The 16,766-nt window shown below is 56.9% G+C and carries 16 protein-coding genes; 11 read left to right on the plus strand and 5 right to left on the minus strand.

The features are described from left to right. The 3 genes from mukE to cmoM form a co-directional block, all read right to left on the minus strand. Complete coding sequence (gene mukE, locus AB5Y71_RS12010) at positions 1 to 720, minus strand: chromosome partition protein MukE (protein ID WP_005345759.1); 720 nt, start codon at positions 718 to 720, stop codon at positions 1 to 3. Further along, on the minus strand, positions 701 to 2,035 hold the full coding sequence (mukF, locus tag AB5Y71_RS12015) for a chromosome partition protein MukF (protein ID WP_368171670.1): 1,335 nt from the start codon (positions 2,033 to 2,035) through the stop codon (positions 701 to 703). Before mukF ends, mukE begins: the two co-directional genes overlap by 20 nt. Positions 2,036 to 2,135: 100 nt before the next feature. Beyond that, complete coding sequence (cmoM, locus tag AB5Y71_RS12020) at positions 2,136 to 2,912, minus strand: tRNA uridine 5-oxyacetic acid(34) methyltransferase CmoM (protein WP_033113262.1); 777 nt, start codon at positions 2,910 to 2,912, stop codon at positions 2,136 to 2,138. Between the two features lie 101 nt (positions 2,913 to 3,013). Here cmoM and elyC point away from each other — a divergent pair, with 101 nt between their 5' ends. The 3 genes from elyC (at position 3,014) to pfkA (ending at position 5,796) form a co-directional block, all read left to right on the plus strand. Continuing rightward, complete coding sequence (gene elyC, locus AB5Y71_RS12025; RefSeq protein ID WP_368171671.1) at positions 3,014 to 3,784, plus strand: envelope biogenesis factor ElyC; 771 nt, start codon at positions 3,014 to 3,016, stop codon at positions 3,782 to 3,784. Positions 3,785 to 3,919: 135 nt separating this feature from the next. Continuing rightward, positions 3,920 to 4,675 carry a triose-phosphate isomerase gene (tpiA, locus tag AB5Y71_RS12030; RefSeq protein ID WP_005336839.1) on the plus strand — a complete coding sequence of 252 codons (756 nt, stop codon included), beginning with the start codon at positions 3,920 to 3,922 and terminating at the stop codon, positions 4,673 to 4,675. Positions 4,676 to 4,824: 149 nt separating this feature from the next. Further along, positions 4,825 to 5,796, plus strand: coding sequence for a 6-phosphofructokinase (gene pfkA / locus AB5Y71_RS12035; protein WP_005336840.1), 972 nt, complete (start codon positions 4,825 to 4,827; stop codon positions 5,794 to 5,796). A gap of 1,618 nt (positions 5,797 to 7,414) precedes the next feature. On the opposite strand, the gene AB5Y71_RS12040 is transcribed toward pfkA, so the two are convergent. Continuing rightward, on the minus strand, positions 7,415 to 8,656 hold the full coding sequence (locus AB5Y71_RS12040; protein ID WP_005360943.1) for a dicarboxylate/amino acid:cation symporter: 1,242 nt from the start codon (positions 8,654 to 8,656) through the stop codon (positions 7,415 to 7,417). Positions 8,657 to 8,926: 270 nt separating this feature from the next. On the opposite strand from AB5Y71_RS12040, the gene AB5Y71_RS12045 reads away from it, so the two are divergent. The 3 genes from AB5Y71_RS12045 (at position 8,927) to AB5Y71_RS12055 (ending at position 12,397) form a co-directional block, all read left to right on the plus strand. Then, positions 8,927 to 9,211, plus strand: a complete 285-nt coding sequence (locus AB5Y71_RS12045; protein ID WP_005336842.1) for a pyrimidine/purine nucleoside phosphorylase — start codon at positions 8,927 to 8,929, stop codon at positions 9,209 to 9,211. A gap of 154 nt (positions 9,212 to 9,365) precedes the next feature. Further along, entirely contained in the window at positions 9,366 to 10,751 is a 1,386-nt protein-coding gene (locus tag AB5Y71_RS12050; protein WP_368171672.1) for an L-serine ammonia-lyase, read from the plus strand. Positions 10,752 to 11,026: 275 nt separating this feature from the next. Next, a complete protein-coding gene (locus AB5Y71_RS12055; RefSeq protein ID WP_005336844.1) occupies positions 11,027 to 12,397 on the plus strand; it encodes an L-serine ammonia-lyase in 1,371 nt (456 codons plus the stop codon). 860 nt (positions 12,398 to 13,257) lie between these two features. Here AB5Y71_RS12055 and AB5Y71_RS12060 read toward each other — a convergent pair. After that, on the minus strand, positions 13,258 to 13,536 hold the full coding sequence (locus AB5Y71_RS12060; protein ID WP_120414344.1) for a YcgL domain-containing protein: 279 nt from the start codon (positions 13,534 to 13,536) through the stop codon (positions 13,258 to 13,260). A 107-nt stretch (positions 13,537 to 13,643) separates the two neighbouring features. On the opposite strand from AB5Y71_RS12060, the gene minC reads away from it, so the two are divergent. From minC to mtgA, 5 genes are all read left to right on the plus strand, one after another. Beyond that, positions 13,644 to 14,363: a septum site-determining protein MinC gene (gene minC, locus AB5Y71_RS12065; RefSeq protein ID WP_013723728.1), complete on the plus strand. Its 720-nt coding sequence runs from the start codon at positions 13,644 to 13,646 to the stop codon at positions 14,361 to 14,363. Between the two features lie 18 nt (positions 14,364 to 14,381). Beyond that, complete coding sequence (gene minD, locus AB5Y71_RS12070; protein WP_005336847.1) at positions 14,382 to 15,194, plus strand: septum site-determining protein MinD; 813 nt, start codon at positions 14,382 to 14,384, stop codon at positions 15,192 to 15,194. 2 nt (positions 15,195 to 15,196) lie between these two features. Next, positions 15,197 to 15,463, plus strand: coding sequence for a cell division topological specificity factor MinE (minE, locus tag AB5Y71_RS12075; RefSeq protein WP_005336848.1), 267 nt, complete (start codon positions 15,197 to 15,199; stop codon positions 15,461 to 15,463). 197 nt (positions 15,464 to 15,660) lie between these two features. Continuing rightward, positions 15,661 to 15,987: an HI1450 family dsDNA-mimic protein gene (locus tag AB5Y71_RS12080; RefSeq protein ID WP_005352317.1), complete on the plus strand. Its 327-nt coding sequence runs from the start codon at positions 15,661 to 15,663 to the stop codon at positions 15,985 to 15,987. Next, positions 15,972 to 16,763 (plus strand): monofunctional biosynthetic peptidoglycan transglycosylase, encoded by a 792-nt coding sequence (mtgA, locus tag AB5Y71_RS12085; protein ID WP_368171673.1) that lies wholly within the window; start codon positions 15,972 to 15,974, stop codon positions 16,761 to 16,763. The genes AB5Y71_RS12080 and mtgA overlap by 16 nt, the downstream gene beginning before the upstream one ends. Positions 16,764 to 16,766: the final 3 nt, after the last annotated feature.

Below are 16,766 nucleotides of genomic sequence, written 5' to 3' on the forward strand. Positions count from 1 at the left end.
TTATACCTCCAGATCCAGTTGTTCTTCATCGAGATCCGCCTCGATGTCATCAAAGAGCGAGTCGCTGCTCGGCATTTCGTCGTCGTGGAAGATGGCTTCACCCTCCTGGATCATCCGCAGCTGGACGGCGCGCGGATCTTCATCGGAGCGCACATCCGCGGCAAAACGGAACACCGATTCATTGACCCGGAATTTATCCCCGTTGCCAAGGGCGGTGATCATGCCAAGGCGACGCAGACGGCGCATGGAGGTGCGGATCTTTTCGAGCAACTTCTTCTTGTCGAGATCGGTACCGCCAGAGCGGCTGTTGACCATCCGCAGCAGTTGCTTCTCGTCGGCGAGGCTCAGCACCTCCTCCTGCAGCTCGGCCATGGCGAATACCCCTTCGGAAGCCAGACGATCCGGGCTCAGGTAGAGGTAGCAGAGCACCTTGCCCACCAGCATATCGAGCTCGGAGAGCACAGTGGTGCCGATGTCGGAGCTCGGGCGCGGGCGCAGATAGAAGAAGCCTTCCGGCGCCTTGATCAGCTCCACCTGATAGCGGCCGTAGAAGATCTCCAGCTCGCTGTGATATTCGACCAGCGCCGAGTGCTGCTCGAACTCGTCGGCACTGATGTGACGACCGGAGCGCAAGGCGGTGTCGATGCGCGGAAACAAGGGGTTGGCAATCGCCTCTGCGAGCCGCAGCGGCAAGGGAAACTCAGTATTGATCAATGACATAGGCCTGAACCTTGGATCCAGCTTGGTTAATGGGTTTCCATGCGGGTTGGCGATGCAGCTCGCGCTCGCCGCTGGCATGGCCCAGGCGCACGGCCTGGTCGATCAGAAGACGCGCCACATCGAAGTGGGCATGAGCCGGGTAGTCCAGCAGGTATTCCCGCAGCACATCGGCCAAGTCCAGCTGCTGGCCCTGCTCGGGGTAGCGGGCCAGATAGCGCTCGATGCGCTCGGCCAGCTCCTGGTTAATGTCCACCATCTCGACATACTCCATCTCGAGGGGCACCTCACCGGTCACCTCCTCCTCGTGGATAGCGATGGTTTCGTCGCGCAGCTCCAGCAGACGGGGCTCTTCGGCCACCCGCAGCTGCCAGTTGTGTTGCTCGAAATTGCGGATTGACTCGCGCAGCCGCTGGCTGAAGGCGCGGTTCTTGTCCATGTCGATGGCGTTGCGGATAAATTTGTGGACGTGTCTGTCGTAGCGGGACCAGAGCTCGATGCACTGCTGACCCCAGCTGGTGATGACGTCAAGACGACCTTGCAAGGCATGGGTCAGCTCCTCGACGTGAAACAGGTCATCGCGCCCCTGCGCCGCTTCCTGAATATTGAGCAGCCCCGCCTGCAGGCGGTGGCCGGCAGCATCCAGGGTATCCTGCAGCTCGCGCAGGGTCTGGCCGGTCTCGTGCAGCAGCTTTTCGCAGCTGTGAATGGCATCGACCCAGTTCTGGGTCAGCAGGGCCGCAATCTCGCTCTTGACCTGATTCTGCTGCTCATCCATGGCGCGCTGGGTGAGATCGATCCGCCCCAGGGTCTCTTCCAGCGAGAAGGTGAGGCGCGGCAGCACCTCGGCATCCCACTGCTCGCGGGTGTTGGTTTCAAGCGCCGCCTTGCGGGCGGTGTCGAGCTCGGCAGCCAGGTGCTCGAGCAGAATGGAGAGCTTGATGGAGTCAACCTGACGCTGATCCATAAAGAAGTCGACGATGCTCACACCCAGGCGCGACAGGCGGTAGAGGCTCTCCCCCGCCACCATGTCGGTGTTGAAGCGCGACAGCAGCTGCTGGCGAATGAGATCGTTGATGGCGTTGTTGGCGCGACCGGTGAGGGTCTCGTCCATCTGGCCGAAGGCGCTGCTGACATAGCCGAAGGCATCGTGCAGCGCCGCTTCCGACAGGTCCGACTCATCTTCGGACAGGGTCTTGATTGCAATCAGAAAGGCCAGCCGGTCGGTCGGCAGGCTCAACGCCAACCCCTCCTGCCTGACCCACCCTACTAGCTCCGGCAAAGAACGCTCTGGCAGGGTACGGGATGTACTCATCATGATGTTGTCATCTCGTTGTTGTATTGGGCGCAAAATCGTGCGCGCGGCTACATCCGGTAGCATCGAAAACATGGTTCACATCGACGTGAACCGCGAGCAATCAACTGGCCGGCTTCTGGGCCATCACATGGATATAGCGACCGAGGGAGACAAAAGGCTCCTGACGGCAATATTGCTGCTCCATGGCCAGCAGATCGTCGAACTTCTCCACCTGATCCTGCTTGTGACGCATATAGTCGTGGATCACCCGCACCCCGGTCTTGCCGATGATGCGCAGTCCCCCGCGACCAATCCAGTCATAGACCTGCTCCGGCAACTGGGGGTTGGTGGGCGTAAGCGCAGTCTGCCGCTTCTTGCGAAGGCCAAGGCGCACATAGTCAAAATTGCCCACCACCAGGCTCTGGAATAGCAAACCATGACGGTTGTAGAAAAGCAGCGACAGTATGCCCCCGGCATTGACGAAAGGGAACAGACCCAGCAAGGTCTGGCGCGGCTCGGCGAGCCACTCCAGCACCGCATGGCAGAGCACCAGATCAAAGGTACCAGTCACGTGTTGCTTCAGATCCTGAATGGGGCAATGGATGAGACGGATTTTGTCTTCCAGTCCCTTCTCGGCGATCTGGCTGCGGGCCAGTTCCAGCATTTCTGCTGACAGATCGCACAGCTCCACCTGATGCCCCATGGCCGCCAGCTTCTGGGCGAAATAGCCAAACCCGCCCCCCGCATCGAGGATGCGCAGCGGTCGGTTGCCAAGGCGGGCCAGGCAGGCTTCGATGTCGCTCCAGACAATGGTGGTGCGGATGCGCCCCTTGGTGGAGTCGTAAATGTTGCGAGCGAACTTGTCGGCGCGCCCGTCAAAACTCTGATCGTGCTTCAAGGAGAAACTCAACATTAGCGCCACAGGGTTGTGGCCATCCCAAAAAAGAGAGGTATTCTGTCACATCCCGAATTTGCTGAAAACTCAAGGAAGTGTCTGTCGTGTTTGTGCTCAAAAAGTGGCTTGGTCAACTGTTGATGCCGCTCCCCTTCTCCCTCTCCCTGCTGCTGGTCGCCCTGCTACTGCTCTGGTTCACCCGTTTTCAGAAAACCGGCAAACTGGTGGCCACTCTCTCGCTGCTTATTGTTGCCCTGATGGGGATGCGGCCGGTGAGCTATGAACTGGCCCGCGGGCTGGAGCAGACCTTCCCGCCATTCGAGGTGAGCCAGCATCCCAACATCGAGGCCATCGTGGTGCTCGGCAATGGCCATGTCAGCGACCCGGCGGTGCCGATGCGCAGTTGGCAGAACAATATCGCCCTGGCCCGCACCCTCGAAGGGGTTCGCCTTGCTGAGGCCTATCCCGACGCAGAGCTGGTTTTCTCCGGCTATGTATCGGGGGATACCCTCTCCAATGCCGAGGTCAATGCCCGGATGGCCGAGAGCCTTGGCATTCCCCGTTCGCGGATGACGTTGTTTGAAAACAACAAAGACACTCATGATGAAGCGGTCAGTATCAGCCGCCATCTGAAAGGAAAAGAGGTGGCGCTGGTCAGTTCGGCCACTCATTTGCCACGTGCCATGGCCCTCTATCAGGGCCAGGGACTCAATGCCGTGCCGGCCCCCACCGATTACACCGCCAAGCAGAGCCAGGTACCCCAGCCCCTCTACAGTTATTTACCCAAAGGGCGTTATCTGATGTATTCCGAAGCTGCCATCCACGAATGGATTGGGGTATGGTGGGCTCGCTTGCGGGGGCAGGTTAACGAATGAGCGATCAAGCGTTTCATTCCTGATTTGGATCAGGAAAGCGAAAAAAAATTACGTCATTTGCCGCCGGGTCAGCTATCTTGGGCTCGGTTCAATTCATATAATGTCGCGCAATCAAATGCCTAGGAGATATACAAGATGAGACAGCACCTGGTAATGGGTAACTGGAAACTGAACGGCACCAAAGCTTCTGTAGAAGCTCTGATCAAAGGACTGACCCCGGCTGCTGCCGCTCATCCTTCTGTGCAAGTCGCCGTCTGCCCGCCGGTTATCTTTTTGGGTCTGGTTGAGCAACTGACCGCTGGCAGCAAAATTGCCTACGGTGCCCAGAACGCTGACGTTCACGAGTCTGGTGCCTTCACCGGCGAAAACGCCCCCTCTATGCTGAAAGCCTTTGGTTGCACCTACTCTCTGGTCGGCCACAGCGAGCGTCGTACCCTGCACGCAGAGACTGACGACGTGGTTGCTGCCAAGTACGAAGCGATCCAGAAAGGCGGCCTGGTGCCGGTTCTGTGCATCGGTGAAACTCTGGAGCAGTTCGAAGCCGGCGTGACCAAGAACGTGGTTGAGACCCAGCTGAAAGCTGTTATCGACCGTTGCGGCATCGCCTCCTTCAACAACGCCGTTATCGCTTACGAGCCGGTATGGGCCATCGGTACTGGCAAGACTGCCACTCCGGAGATCGCTCAGTCCGTTCACGCCCACATCCGTCAGTACCTGGCCGGTTTTGATGCCGCCGTTGCTGCCAAAGTACAAATCCTGTACGGCGGTTCCGTCACTGGCGCCACTGCTGCCGACCTGTTCGGTCAGCCGGACATCGACGGTGGCCTGGTCGGTGGTGCGTCCCTGAAAGTGGACGACTTCTCCCAGATCATCGCTGGCGCTGCCAAGTAATCGCTGATTACGGCAAAGAGAGGGGCTCGTCCCCTCTCTTGTATCGCTTTTCCTATGGTGGCCCCCGCATCCCATATGAAAGCCGATATAGTAAAAGTGGCTTGTCTATTTAAACATTCGTATTTGACAACTCAGATCCAGAGGCACTCATGACCAAACAAATCAAACGTATTGGTGTTTTGACCAGTGGTGGCGACGCACCGGGTATGAACGCAGCCATTCGCGCCGTGGTTCGCGCCGGTTTGCATCATGGCCTGGAAGTTTACGGTATTTATGATGGCTACCTCGGCCTGCACCAGGATCGCATCGTCAAGCTGGAGCGTCACAGCGTCTCCGACGTGGTGAACCGTGGTGGTACTTTCCTCGGCTCCGCCCGTTTCCCTGCTTTCAAAGACCCCGCTGTGCGCGCCGAAGCGATCGAAAACCTGAAAAAACACGGTATCGATGCGCTGGTCGTCATCGGTGGTGACGGCTCCTACATGGGGGCCAAGAAGCTGACTGAAGAGGGTTTCCCCTGCATCGGCCTGCCGGGCACCATCGACAACGACATCGCCGGTACCGACTTCACCATCGGCTTTGATACCGCTCTGAACGTGGTTGTTGACGCCATCGACCGCCTGCGCGACACCTGCAGCTCCCACCACCGTATCTCCGTGGTCGAGATCATGGGCCGCCACTGTGGCGATCTGGCCATGTCCGCCGCCGTTGCCGGTGGTGCCGAATATGTGATCGTGCCGGAAGTAGCCTTCGACAAAGAGAAGCTGCTCAAGCAGATCAAGGAAGGCGAAGCCAAGGGCAAGAAGCACGCCATCATCACCATCTGCGAGCACGTTACCGACGTGAACGCGCTGGCCAAGGACATCGAAGCCCTGACCGGTCGTGAAACCCGCGCCACCATCCTGGGTCATATCCAGCGTGGCGGTGCCCCGACTGCTCGTGACCGTATCATGTCCAGCCGTATGGGTGCTTATGCCGTTGAGCAGCTGCTGGCTGGTCACGGTGGTCGCTGCGTCGGTATCCAGCGCAACGAGCTGGTACACCACGACATCATCGACTGCATCGAGAACATGAAGCGTCCGTTCGATCAGGAGCTGTACAACCTCTCCACCACCCTGTTCTAAGCCAAGCGGCATTTAACCGGCTGTTGATGACAAAAACCCTCCATCGGAGGGTTTTTTAATATCTTGCAAAAACGGGTGCATCGGCACGCTGTGTGCCCCTCACCATATGGGTTGCCTGATCCCCAAGCCTTGCGCCATCTGACTGATCACCAGCCTTCCCCTCCTCACACCAACCGGCATCAGCCTACGCACAGAGTTCCGGTATCGTCGTGGATGTTTTATCACTGCAAACCGGATTGCGTTGACCTGTGCTCTGTCGACCCTGAATCGAGCTTGTTCAGCCTCCTCGTCATACGCCGCTTTTTATATCTCAATCTTGTAGAAGGGACTCAGATATCTTCCCCAACCATGCTCCGGCGCTGCTTTTATATTGCAAGCACATTACTCACGCAGATGCACCGGCTACGCGGCTCGCTACTCGCGCCCAGCCCAGCCCAGCCCAGCCCAGCCCAGCCAGAGAATACGCCTCTGGCCTATTGCGCACCTCACTCTTGCTGTGGCCATGTCTATTCCGAGGCCGACGGGAAAATTGGCGCTAATAAAACAGCCAGCTGCCACTCTGTATCCCCCCGATGCACCGCTCTCCTCCCTATGAACCCAGTGTATTGCTGTAAAAATGCGAAGACTCTGGACTGATAAAGTGATGGTGTGACAAGGGTTGGCAACCAGACTCTCCCCATAGACTTCTTTTGGATGGGCTATCTACGTCAGGAATCGTCAAATCATTGCCTTGCGCACTTTTTATGGCATCAATGACACTATTACGAGGGTGAAAACTTATAAAACGCCACTTGAGCCCCATACAAAACCCTTCACTAAACCAGCCAACAGCTCACCAACCAATTGAATTTAAATGAAATAACCATAAAAACAGAATCTTGAATGCCTAACATGCCATAGCTGGTGATAAAATCAGCTCAATATGACAAAAATAGCCATCTCAACCAACCACGCACATAAAGCAGCTATTTTATCAACTTACACCTTGTTTTACCCCCTTGTTATGGTATCTTGACTACATCAACCAACAACTTAGGGAGAGAAAAATGAAAGAGTTTGTCGTTACTGCCGTTTTCACGGTGTTTTTCACCCTGGTTGCTGTCTCTCTGCCCTCACTGTCACAGTTCTGAGCCGGATAGAGAGGCATCAATCCGGACCGACCTTCTTTGCCATGTCTGTTTAATCGCCACCAACTGGCGCTTTTCAGTGACAATGCCGAGATGGTCAACATAGATATGATTTCATCACGTTGACGCTGTTTCTTTCGCCACAAGGGTGTAACCAGGATGGTTTAACCATATGGCCTGATGGAGTAGAACCAGCAGCAGATCATATCCGAGGGGAGCAAGGCTCCCCTTTTTGTTACCCGTCGTTTGACAATCCCCTACCCCGGCATCTACAACAGGCCGGTTGACGCCATACGGCCCATGCCCACAACTGATGTTTTCCCCTCCTGTACTCTCCATTCAACACAGCTACATCCGTTAGCAATCTCTTGAGCACACCTTTGCTCTGATACTTGTCCGGCAGATATAAAAAAGCCCCCGCCATCATGGCAGGGGCTCGCGTTACGCAGTGTCAGCTTAAGGCTGTTATATCTCAGCCCAGCTCAAAGCAATTATGCCTTGTTCCAGCGCTCTGGGTCATATTCCGGGCTGAAGCGGTCAACAATGACAGCACAGGCCGCATCGCCGGTGATATTGAGGGAGGTGCGGATCATGTCGAACAGACGATCCAGCGCGAACAGCAGCGGCAGCCCTTCGATGGGGATCCCGGCCGCCAGCAGCACGGCAACCACCAGGAAGCTTGGGCCCGGCACACCGGCCTGGCCGATCGCCCCCAGAGTGGAGGTCACAATGATGGCCGCCCAGGCACCGACGCTCAGATCGATGTTGTAAACCTGCGCGAAAAAGATGGCGACCAGACCGTAATAGATGGCGTTGCCGCTCATGTTGATGGTGGCCCCCAGCGGCAACACGAAGGAGGCGGTCGCGTTGGTCACTTTCAGATCATGTTCGCAGGTCTCCATATTGACCGGCAGGGTCGCCATGGAAGAGGCGGTGGAGAAGGCCACGATCTGCGGCTTCTTCATGGCAGAGAGGTACTTCATTACCGGCGTGTTGGAGAACATCATCACCAGCAGCGGGTAGACCACAAAGCCGAAGATAAGGATGGCAGCCACATAGACCACGAACAGCTTGAGCACCAGGGTCAGCACATCGAAGCCATAGGTACCGATGGCCTCAGCCATCAGACCGAACACCCCGAGTGGTGCGATGATCATCACCTTGTTGATCATCCAGACGAAGGCATCCACCAGGGTATTGAGCCCATCGACCAGTGGCTTGGCCCGCTCGCGTGGTTGTTTGGCCAGCGCAATGCCGAGGAACATGCAGAACACCAGGATCTGCAGGATGTTCGCTTCGTTGAGGGAGTTGAAGACGTTGGTGGGGATCATGCCAAGCAGGGTGGCGACTGCATCCGGCAGCGCCCCTTTATCGGCGTAGTCACCGCCAAACATGGAGGCGACGGAAGCGAAATCGACCCCGACACCCGGTTTGAAGATCTGCCCCATCACCAGCGCCAGCAACACGGCCAACGCGGAGGTCACGAGGAAGAAGGCCAGCGTCGCTGCACCGATTTTGCCCGCCGCCGGGCTCGCGCCCAGATTGGCGGCCCCGGAGAGGATGGCAACCGCCACCAGCGGGATCACCAGCATCTTGATCAGCTGGATAAACAGGGTACCGAGCGGTGCAAACACGGTGGCTTGTTCACCCATGAACGCGCCGACAACTGCGCCCAGTACCATGGCGACCACAACCTGGAAGCCGATGTTTTTAATGAGTCCTTTAGTTAACACAATATGTTCCTTTATGTAGCAAAATTCACACTTTTCCCAGTGCAATTAACCAAACAGGGGAATGAGCGGCTGCCCATTCCCCTGTTTGCGCGTGTTATCTCACATTTAATTGCTGTTTTAAATCAGCAAATCATTAACCTTGGCTATTAATAAGTTTGCGAAAAAGTAAAGATTCAAAGCGGTCTCGGCGATTTTTACCTCATCCCCCATGACAACTGGCAAAAGATTGTGCTAGTTTGGCTGCACAAACGTACAAACAGGGATGTAAAGATGCTGAAAGTTAACGAGTATTTCGACGGAAATGTAAAATCCATCGGTTTCGAACAAAAAGGCGAGAAATCAACCGTCGGGGTGATGAACGCCGGTGACTACCTGTTCAACACCGCCGCCCCCGAACGGATGACTGTGATCAAGGGCGCCCTCACCATCCAGCTGGCTGATGAAGATGAGTGGCACACCTACAGCCAGGGTGAATCCTTCCTGGTGGCCGGTCACTCCTCCTTCAAACTGGAAGTGAAAACCCCCACTGCCTATCTGTGCGAATTTCTCGACTGATCAGGCTGGTTGAAGGGGATCAGCCCCTTCAACCTTCTTGGGCAATCCCCAGCCCCATTATCTGTGTCCATGTCACAGCACCGCACATCCCCGCTTTCCATCCACGTCAAAAATCCTAGAATAAACAGACATAAACCATCACCGGATTGATGTCATGATCAGCGTGTTTGACCTGTTTTCCATCGGAATTGGCCCCTCCTCTTCCCATACCGTCGGCCCCATGCGTGCCTCCTATGCCTTCGTTCAGCAGCTCAAGCTGCAAGGCCATCTGCCGCAGATCACACGGGTCGAAGTGGAGTGTTACGGCTCGCTGGGCCAGACCGGCAAAGGACACGGCACTGGCAAGGCGATCATTCTGGGGTTGTCGGGCTTTGAACCAGAGTCGGTCGATATCGATGCGATTCCCGCCATTCTGGCTCAAGTGGAAAATGAGCAGAGCCTGCAGTTGGCAGGCGAACAACCAAGCCATTTTCCACGCACCGGTGCCATCATCTTCAACCGTCGCAAAACCCTGCCGGCCCACACCAATGGCATGACTCTGCGGGCCTTTGATAAAGAGGAAAACCTGCGCTTCAGCCAGACCTACTACTCCATCGGGGGCGGCTTCATCATTGAAGAGAGCCACTTTGCCACCGCCAAAGAAGAGGCCGCCAAGTCTGATGCCGAGCACCCTGTCCCCTACCCGTTCGAGAGCGGCGCCCAGTTGCTGGCCCACTGTCAGGAGAGCGGCCTCTCCATCTCGGGGCTGATCCTGGCCAATGAGCGGGTATTTCGCAGCGATGAGCAGATAAAAGCGGGGCTGCGCAAGATCTGGCAGGCGATGCAGGGCTGCGTCGAGCGGGGCTGCAAAAGCGAAGGGGTGCTGCCGGGCGGCCTCAAGGTTCGGCGCCGCGCCCCGGGGCTGTTCCGCCAGTTAAGCTGCGAGACCAACTTCAACAAGGATCCGCTGATGGTGATGGAGTGGGTCGATCTCTTTGCGCTGGCGGTCAATGAAGAGAACGCCGCCGGTGGCAGGGTGGTCACCGCCCCCACCAATGGCGCTGCGGGCATCATCCCCGCCGTGCTGCACTACTACGATCGTTTCGTTCACAAGGTGGATGACGAGACGCTGATCCGCTACTTCCTCACCGCGGCTGCCATCGGCATCTTATATAAGAAGAACGCCTCCCTCTCCGGCGCCGAAGTGGGTTGTCAGGGAGAAGTGGGAGTCGCCTGTTCCATGGCGGCTGGCGCGCTGACCGAACTGCTGGGTGGCAGCCCGGCCATGGTGGAGAACGCCGCCGAAATAGGCATGGAGCACAATCTCGGCCTCACCTGCGATCCCATCGGCGGACTGGTGCAGGTGCCCTGCATCGAGCGCAACGCCATGGGGGCGGTCAAGGCGATCAATGCCGCCCGCCTCGCCCTGCGCGGCACCGGCGAGCACAAGGTGTCGCTCGACAAGGTGATCAAGACCATGTGGGAGACCGGCAACGACATGAAGACCAAATACAAGGAGACGGCCCGTGGCGGCCTCGCCGTTAACATTACCGAATGTTAAAAAACGGCAAATGACTCCATTTGGTTCCGAAATGCCCGGCATCGCCGGGTATTTTTATGGGCAAACGCTTAACAAAATGGATAAGCACAAAAATAAATTTTATACTCGCGCCTCAGATTCAACAAAAATAGATCTATTTCAACTTTTTTTAGGTCTGGAGCCGTTACACTACGGTTATCTGGTTCTGTGACCTGCGCTGACAAGCGCGTTCCATGGATCTCCCAAATTTCTGTGAGTGGGCATGCCGCCCCCTTCTACCCTGAGGTAATAGTGACATGATCAGCGTTTTTGATATCTTCAAAATCGGTGTAGGCCCCTCTTCTTCCCACACTGTTGGCCCGATGAAAGCGGCCAAACAGTTTGTTGACGAGCTGCGCGCGGGCGGCAAGATCCGCGATGTAACCCGGATCAATGTCGATGTCTACGGCTCCCTCTCCTGGACTGGCAAGGGCCACCATACCGACACCGCCATCATCATGGGCCTGGCCGGCAACCTGCCGGAAAATGTCGATATCGATGCCATCCCCGAGTTTATCTCCCGTGTTGAACAGACCGAGCGCCTGCCGATCGGCCTGCACTGCCACACCGTCAGCTTCCCGCGTGACGCCATGGTATTCCACGACGAAGCCCTGCCGCTGCACGAAAACGGCATGAAGCTGACTGCCCTGATCGAAGATGAAGTGGTCTACAGCAAGACCTACTACTCCATCGGTGGTGGCTTCATCGTTGACGAAGAGAACTTCGGCAAGGCTGACAGCGGCGACATGTCCGTACGCTATCCGTTCAAGAGCGCCGCTGAGCTGGTTGCCCATTGCAGCCAGACCGGTCTCTCCATCTCTGCCCTGATGATGGAAAACGAGAAGTGCTTCAACACTCCGGAAGAGATCTACAAGAAGTTCGGCAAGATCTGGAACACCATGCGTGAAGGTATCGAGCGCGGCTGCCGTACCGAAGGTGTTCTCTCCGGCCCGCTGCGCGTACCCCGTCGTGCCGCACCGCTCTACCGTCAGCTCAACACCAACGAGAACCTCTCGAGCGACCCGATGAACATCGTTGACTGGGTCAACATGTTCGCTCTGGCCGTGAGTGAAGAGAACGCAGCCGGTGGCCGCGTTGTCACCGCCCCGACCAACGGCGCTGCCGGTATCATCCCGGCCGTACTGGCTTACTACGACAAGTTCATCCAGCCGGTTGGCCGCGACGAGTACACCCGCTTCTATCTGGCTGCCGGTGCCGTCGGCATCCTCTACAAGATGAACGCCTCCATCTCCGGCGCCGAAGTAGGCTGTCAGGGTGAAGTGGGAGTCTCCTGCTCCATGGCCGCTGCCGGTCTGACCGAGCTGATGGGCGGTAGCCCGGAGCACGTCTGCGAAGCTGCCGAGATCGGCATGGAACACAACCTGGGTCTGACCTGTGATCCGGTTGCCGGTCAGGTACAGGTGCCTTGCATCGAGCGTAACGCCATCGCAGCCATGAAGGCAGTCAACGCCTCCCGTATGGCCCTGCGTCGTACGTCCAAGCCGCGCGTCTCCCTGGACAAGGTGATCGAGACCATGTACATCACCGGCAAGGACATGGACTCCAAGTACCGTGAAACCTCCCGTGGCGGTCTGGCCATCAAGGTGATGCAGGTTGCCTGCGAATAAATAGGGGTTGCGACCCTCATCTGAACAAAGGCGGGATATCCCGCCTTTTTTATTGCCCGAATGGGATGCCGGGCACTTATACCGGCATACCGACCATTTCACTGTAAGGCGTCGCTGATATACCCCTGCTACGCCATCGCAATGCGGATTGCCTTGTCTAAATGCCTCTCTAATTACATACCTTGATTAACTATTCTCAATGCATTGAAAGAAAGGGACATTACGCCCCTACATGAAACCTGTACCTGCTATCTTGCCCCGGTCACGATTCCACAACTAATCGATATCGAGATGCCCCCTCAGCTCAATATCCCCCCTTTGGTCATACCCTTGTTTGGCAAGACGCGGTTACCGCTCACCCTGCGGATTATCACGCCGCCACATTGATTGCCTCCTATGTGGTAATTTCGTGATCAGGGCAAACAATCAAGCACACAAACAGGGGGGTTAGCTCATCATTTTGGCCACAGCGCATCGCGCAAACTGGTTTTAGCTCCGTTATCACCGCCCTCTTCACGCCCCATTTGATAGACAACTTATCGCGCAGTGGAGGCCCAAAAAGTGCCCAAGGAAGAGGCTGAAAATAATCGATGAATGGGCCAATAGCCGTTGAAATGGAGGATATGAGTACGCGCTACTCGCTATTTTTGTGAGCGCCAGCAAAGGTTGAGGATATGGTGTTGGGAGCAGATTGACTTTCTATTTAAACAGCGAAAAGTGAATATCACCAAAGGGAGGGTTTAATTTGGCCAGATCCTGTCACGGGATTATCGCAAGCCACCTCTCCGGGGCCGGAATGCGTCATGCAGAGTCACAAAGAATTAGCCCCGCTGGGCAGAACGCACAACGGAGCTGGATATTCAGGCTGGTTTTTTCAGGCTGGCCTTGTGTTGCTCCAGCAAATTCTCGGGAGGCGGCGGCACCTGCAGGTAGAAGCCCTGAGTCGTCAGCGCCTCCATTACCTTGCCAACATCAGCCAGCCCCAAGGGCTTGGCCGGATCCAGCTTGGTCATCAGCACCAGCTCGGGACGCCCGAATGCGCTCAGCAGTGGCTCGGGAACGCGGGAGAAATCCTCTCTTTTTTCAACAAAAAGGTAGGTCTCGGCTTTTTTGCGACTTTTATAGACTGCACACAACATGGAAATTGATATAATCCGACGAGTTTATTGCCTCTGATGGGGGCAAACTATAACATCAGGAATTGAATAACAATAACGGATTAGCATCTCTGCCTCGGGGAAGATTCATGGTTGAGCGCGATAACGAATTGAAAGGGACCACCTTCACTATTTCTGTGTTGCATATCAGCGATGGCGAGCCTGAGCGGATACGTCAGTTGTTGGCCGAAAAAGTGGCCCAGGCACCCTACTTTTTTAATTGCGCACCGCTGGTGATCAATGTTTCCCGACTGGAACATATTCCCGATTTCGAACAGCTCAAGGAGCTGGTGGAGTCCGAAGAATTTGTGCTGGTCGGCATCACGGGGGCGCGCAGTGAAGAGATGAAGACGGCCGCCAAGGCGGTGGGACTGGCCGTGATGGCCTCGGGCAAGAGTCGCAAGAGCGAACCGGAACCCGAGCCTGCCCCCGCGCCAGCCGCCCCTGAGGTGGTTCCCGAGCCCGAACCCGCTCCCTTGATCCCGAGCAAGGTACATGTGGGACCGGTTCGTTCCGGCCAGCAAATTTACGCCGCCGGCACCTCGCTGGTGGTGCTGGGGTCCGTCAGTCCGGGAGCTGAAGTGCTCGCCGACGACAGCATTCATATTTATGGCACCCTGCGTGGCAGAGCCATTGCCGGTGCCCGGGGAAACACCCAGGCCCGGATCTATTGCCAGCAATTACAGGCCGAGCTGCTCTCCATCGCGGGCACATTCCAGCTGAGCGATGCATTGCCGGCAGGCCTGATCCAGCAACCGGTACACGTCCGGCTGGACAACGAACAACTCCGAATAGACCGTATCAAATAGAGTTACAAGGAAGCGAGAATGGCGCGAATCATAGTCGTTACATCGGGTAAAGGTGGCGTTGGCAAGACCACAACCAGTGCGGCCCTGAGCACCGGCTTAGCCCAGCGTGGTCACAAGACAGTGGTCATTGACTTTGACATCGGTCTGAGAAACCTGGATCTCATCATGGGCTGCGAGCGGCGCGTGGTGTATGACTTCGTCAACGTCATCAACGGGGAAGCAAACCTCAATCAGGCGCTGATCAAGGACAAACGCTCGGAAAATCTGTTTATCCTGCCCGCCTCCCAGACCCGGGACAAAGATGCCCTCACCCGTGAGGGGGTCGAGAAGATCCTGGATCAACTGGCGGAGATGAAATTCGATTACATCGTCTGCGACTCCCCGGCAGGGATCGAGGCGGGCGCGCTGATGGCGCTCTATTTTGCCGATGAAGCGATCGTCACCACCAACCCGGAAGTCTCTTCCGTGCGTGACTCCGACCGCATCCTTGGCATCCTGGCCTCCAAGTCCCGCCGCGCCGAGCGTGGCGAAGACCCCATCAAGGAGCACCTGCTGCTGACCCGCTACTGCCCGACCCGCGTCAACCGCGGCGACATGCTGAGCGTGCAGGATGTGCAGGAGATCCTGGCCATCCCGCTGCTCGGGGTGATTCCGGAGTCCCAGGCGGTGCTGCGCGCCTCCAACTCCGGCGAACCGGTCATTCTGGACAAGGAGTCCGATGCCGGTCAGGCCTACGAAGATGCGGTGTCCCGCCTGCTGGGCGATGCCAAGGAATTTCGTTTTCTGGAAGAAGAGAAGAAGGGCTTCTTTAGCCGACTGTTCGGGAGTTAAACATGTCATTATTGGATTATTTTCGTTCCAACAAGAAACAGAACACCGCACAACTGGCCAAAGAGCGGTTGCAGATCATTGTTGCTCACGAGCGTTCATCCAGAGGGGGGCCGGATTACCTGCCCCAGCTCAAGCAGGACATCCTCGATGTGATCCGCAAATACGTCAACATTGATCCGGAGAAGATAACCGTCCAACTGGATCAGAAGAGTGATGAGCTGTCGGTGCTGGAGCTCAACATCACCTTCGCCGATGACAAGAAGGGATGAGCTGACGCCCTATGCGTGACCCCTTCCCCCAATGAAGACCGGATCCTGTCACTGGATCCGGTTTTTTATTGGCACAAAAACAGGTCACAGCGGTTCGCCTCATCTCGCCAAGGGGTCTGCCGACCGCTAGAATAGCGCCGCCCCGCAGGCTGTGATCTGCGCCGGCACCTTTTTCTCTTTTCTGGAACAGACCGCTTATGTCTATGAATGACGAAATGCACAGCGTCGAGGAACTGCTCGATACCGCCCTCGAACTCTTTATGGAGCTGGCCTCTGACAACCTGCCGGAGCAGGAGATCGCCCGCTTCAATCAGGAGTTCAACGATCGCGGCCTGCTGGCCGAAACAGACCCGGCCGATGACTGGGAAGCGGACGTGGGTTTTGCCGTGAGCGACACCGACTATGCCGAGATCTGGGTCGGCCTTGGCAACGAAGAACAAGAGTATGAGCACCTGTTTGCCCGCATGCTGCTCTCCCGCCGTGTTGACGAGAAGTTCTGCCACATCGAATGGCTGCCCCAATAATTCCGGATCCCGATGATCCCAGCCACTATCAGTGGGAGTCAGACCCTGCTGCCGTTGCCCCCGAGCGCCCATCTGTATCGCTTGGGCGCCGGGTGTTGAGGTGGGCAGGCAAGATCGCGCTGGCCGGGCTGCTCTGCTCGGTCGGCTCGGTCGCCTTGCTGCGTTTTATCGATCCGCCGATGTGGAGCTGGCGTATCGAGCGGGCTCTGTTTCCGCCCGCCAAGATCACCCAGGTGCGCCATCAATGGGTAGATCTGGAGTCCATCTCCAAGGAGCTGCAACTGGCGGTGATCGCCGCCGAGGATCAGCGCTTTGCCGAGCACAACGGCTTTGACATGGATGCCATCAACGCGGCACTCAAGCACAACCAGCACAGCGAACGGGTGCGCGGTGCCAGCACCCTCAGCCAGCAGACCGCCAAGAACCTCTTTATGTGGAGTGATCGCAGCTTCCTGCGCAAGGGGCTGGAGGCCTGGTTTACCCTGCTGATGGAGCTGGGCTGGGACAAGGCCCGTATTCTCGAGGTCTATCTCAATATCGTGGAGTTCGGCCCCGGCATCTATGGCGCCGAAGCCGCTGCCCGCACCTACTTTGGCAAACCGGCCAGCCGCTTGACCCGCTACGAGTCATCCCTGCTGGCCGCCGCCCTGCCCAATCCGTGGCGTTATCGGGTCAAGCCCCCTTCACCCTATGTGCAGAAGCGCTCGGTCTGGATCCGCCGCCAGATGGGGCAACTGGGTCAGATCACCCTCAATCGGGTGCATCAGGCCGACTGATCT

It is taken from the genome of Aeromonas sp. R9-2 (genome assembly GCF_040908025.1).
In the GTDB taxonomy this organism is placed as follows: Bacteria; Pseudomonadota; Gammaproteobacteria; order Enterobacterales; family Aeromonadaceae; genus Aeromonas; species Aeromonas veronii.

Excerpts from the sequence above, each read along its gene's own strand:
- mukE (WP_005345759.1), bottom strand. The coding sequence starts at position 720 with ATGTCATTGATCAATACTGAGTTTCCCTTGCCGCTGCGGCTCGCAGAG.
- mukF (WP_368171670.1), bottom strand. The coding sequence starts at position 2,035 with ATGATGAGTACATCCCGTACCCTGCCAGAGCGTTCTTTGCCGGAGCTA.
- tpiA (WP_005336839.1), top strand. The coding sequence starts at position 3,920 with ATGAGACAGCACCTGGTAATGGGTAACTGGAAACTGAACGGCACCAAA.
- pfkA (WP_005336840.1), top strand. The coding sequence starts at position 4,825 with ATGACCAAACAAATCAAACGTATTGGTGTTTTGACCAGTGGTGGCGAC.
- AB5Y71_RS12045 (WP_005336842.1), top strand. The coding sequence starts at position 8,927 with ATGCTGAAAGTTAACGAGTATTTCGACGGAAATGTAAAATCCATCGGT.
- AB5Y71_RS12050 (WP_368171672.1), top strand. The coding sequence starts at position 9,366 with ATGATCAGCGTGTTTGACCTGTTTTCCATCGGAATTGGCCCCTCCTCT.
- AB5Y71_RS12055 (WP_005336844.1), top strand. The coding sequence starts at position 11,027 with ATGATCAGCGTTTTTGATATCTTCAAAATCGGTGTAGGCCCCTCTTCT.
- AB5Y71_RS12060 (WP_120414344.1), bottom strand. The coding sequence starts at position 13,536 with ATGTTGTGTGCAGTCTATAAAAGTCGCAAAAAAGCCGAGACCTACCTT.
- minC (WP_013723728.1), top strand. The coding sequence starts at position 13,644 with ATGGTTGAGCGCGATAACGAATTGAAAGGGACCACCTTCACTATTTCT.
- minD (WP_005336847.1), top strand. The coding sequence starts at position 14,382 with ATGGCGCGAATCATAGTCGTTACATCGGGTAAAGGTGGCGTTGGCAAG.
- minE (WP_005336848.1), top strand. The coding sequence starts at position 15,197 with ATGTCATTATTGGATTATTTTCGTTCCAACAAGAAACAGAACACCGCA.
- AB5Y71_RS12080 (WP_005352317.1), top strand. The coding sequence starts at position 15,661 with ATGTCTATGAATGACGAAATGCACAGCGTCGAGGAACTGCTCGATACC.
- mtgA (WP_368171673.1), top strand. The coding sequence starts at position 15,972 with ATGGCTGCCCCAATAATTCCGGATCCCGATGATCCCAGCCACTATCAG.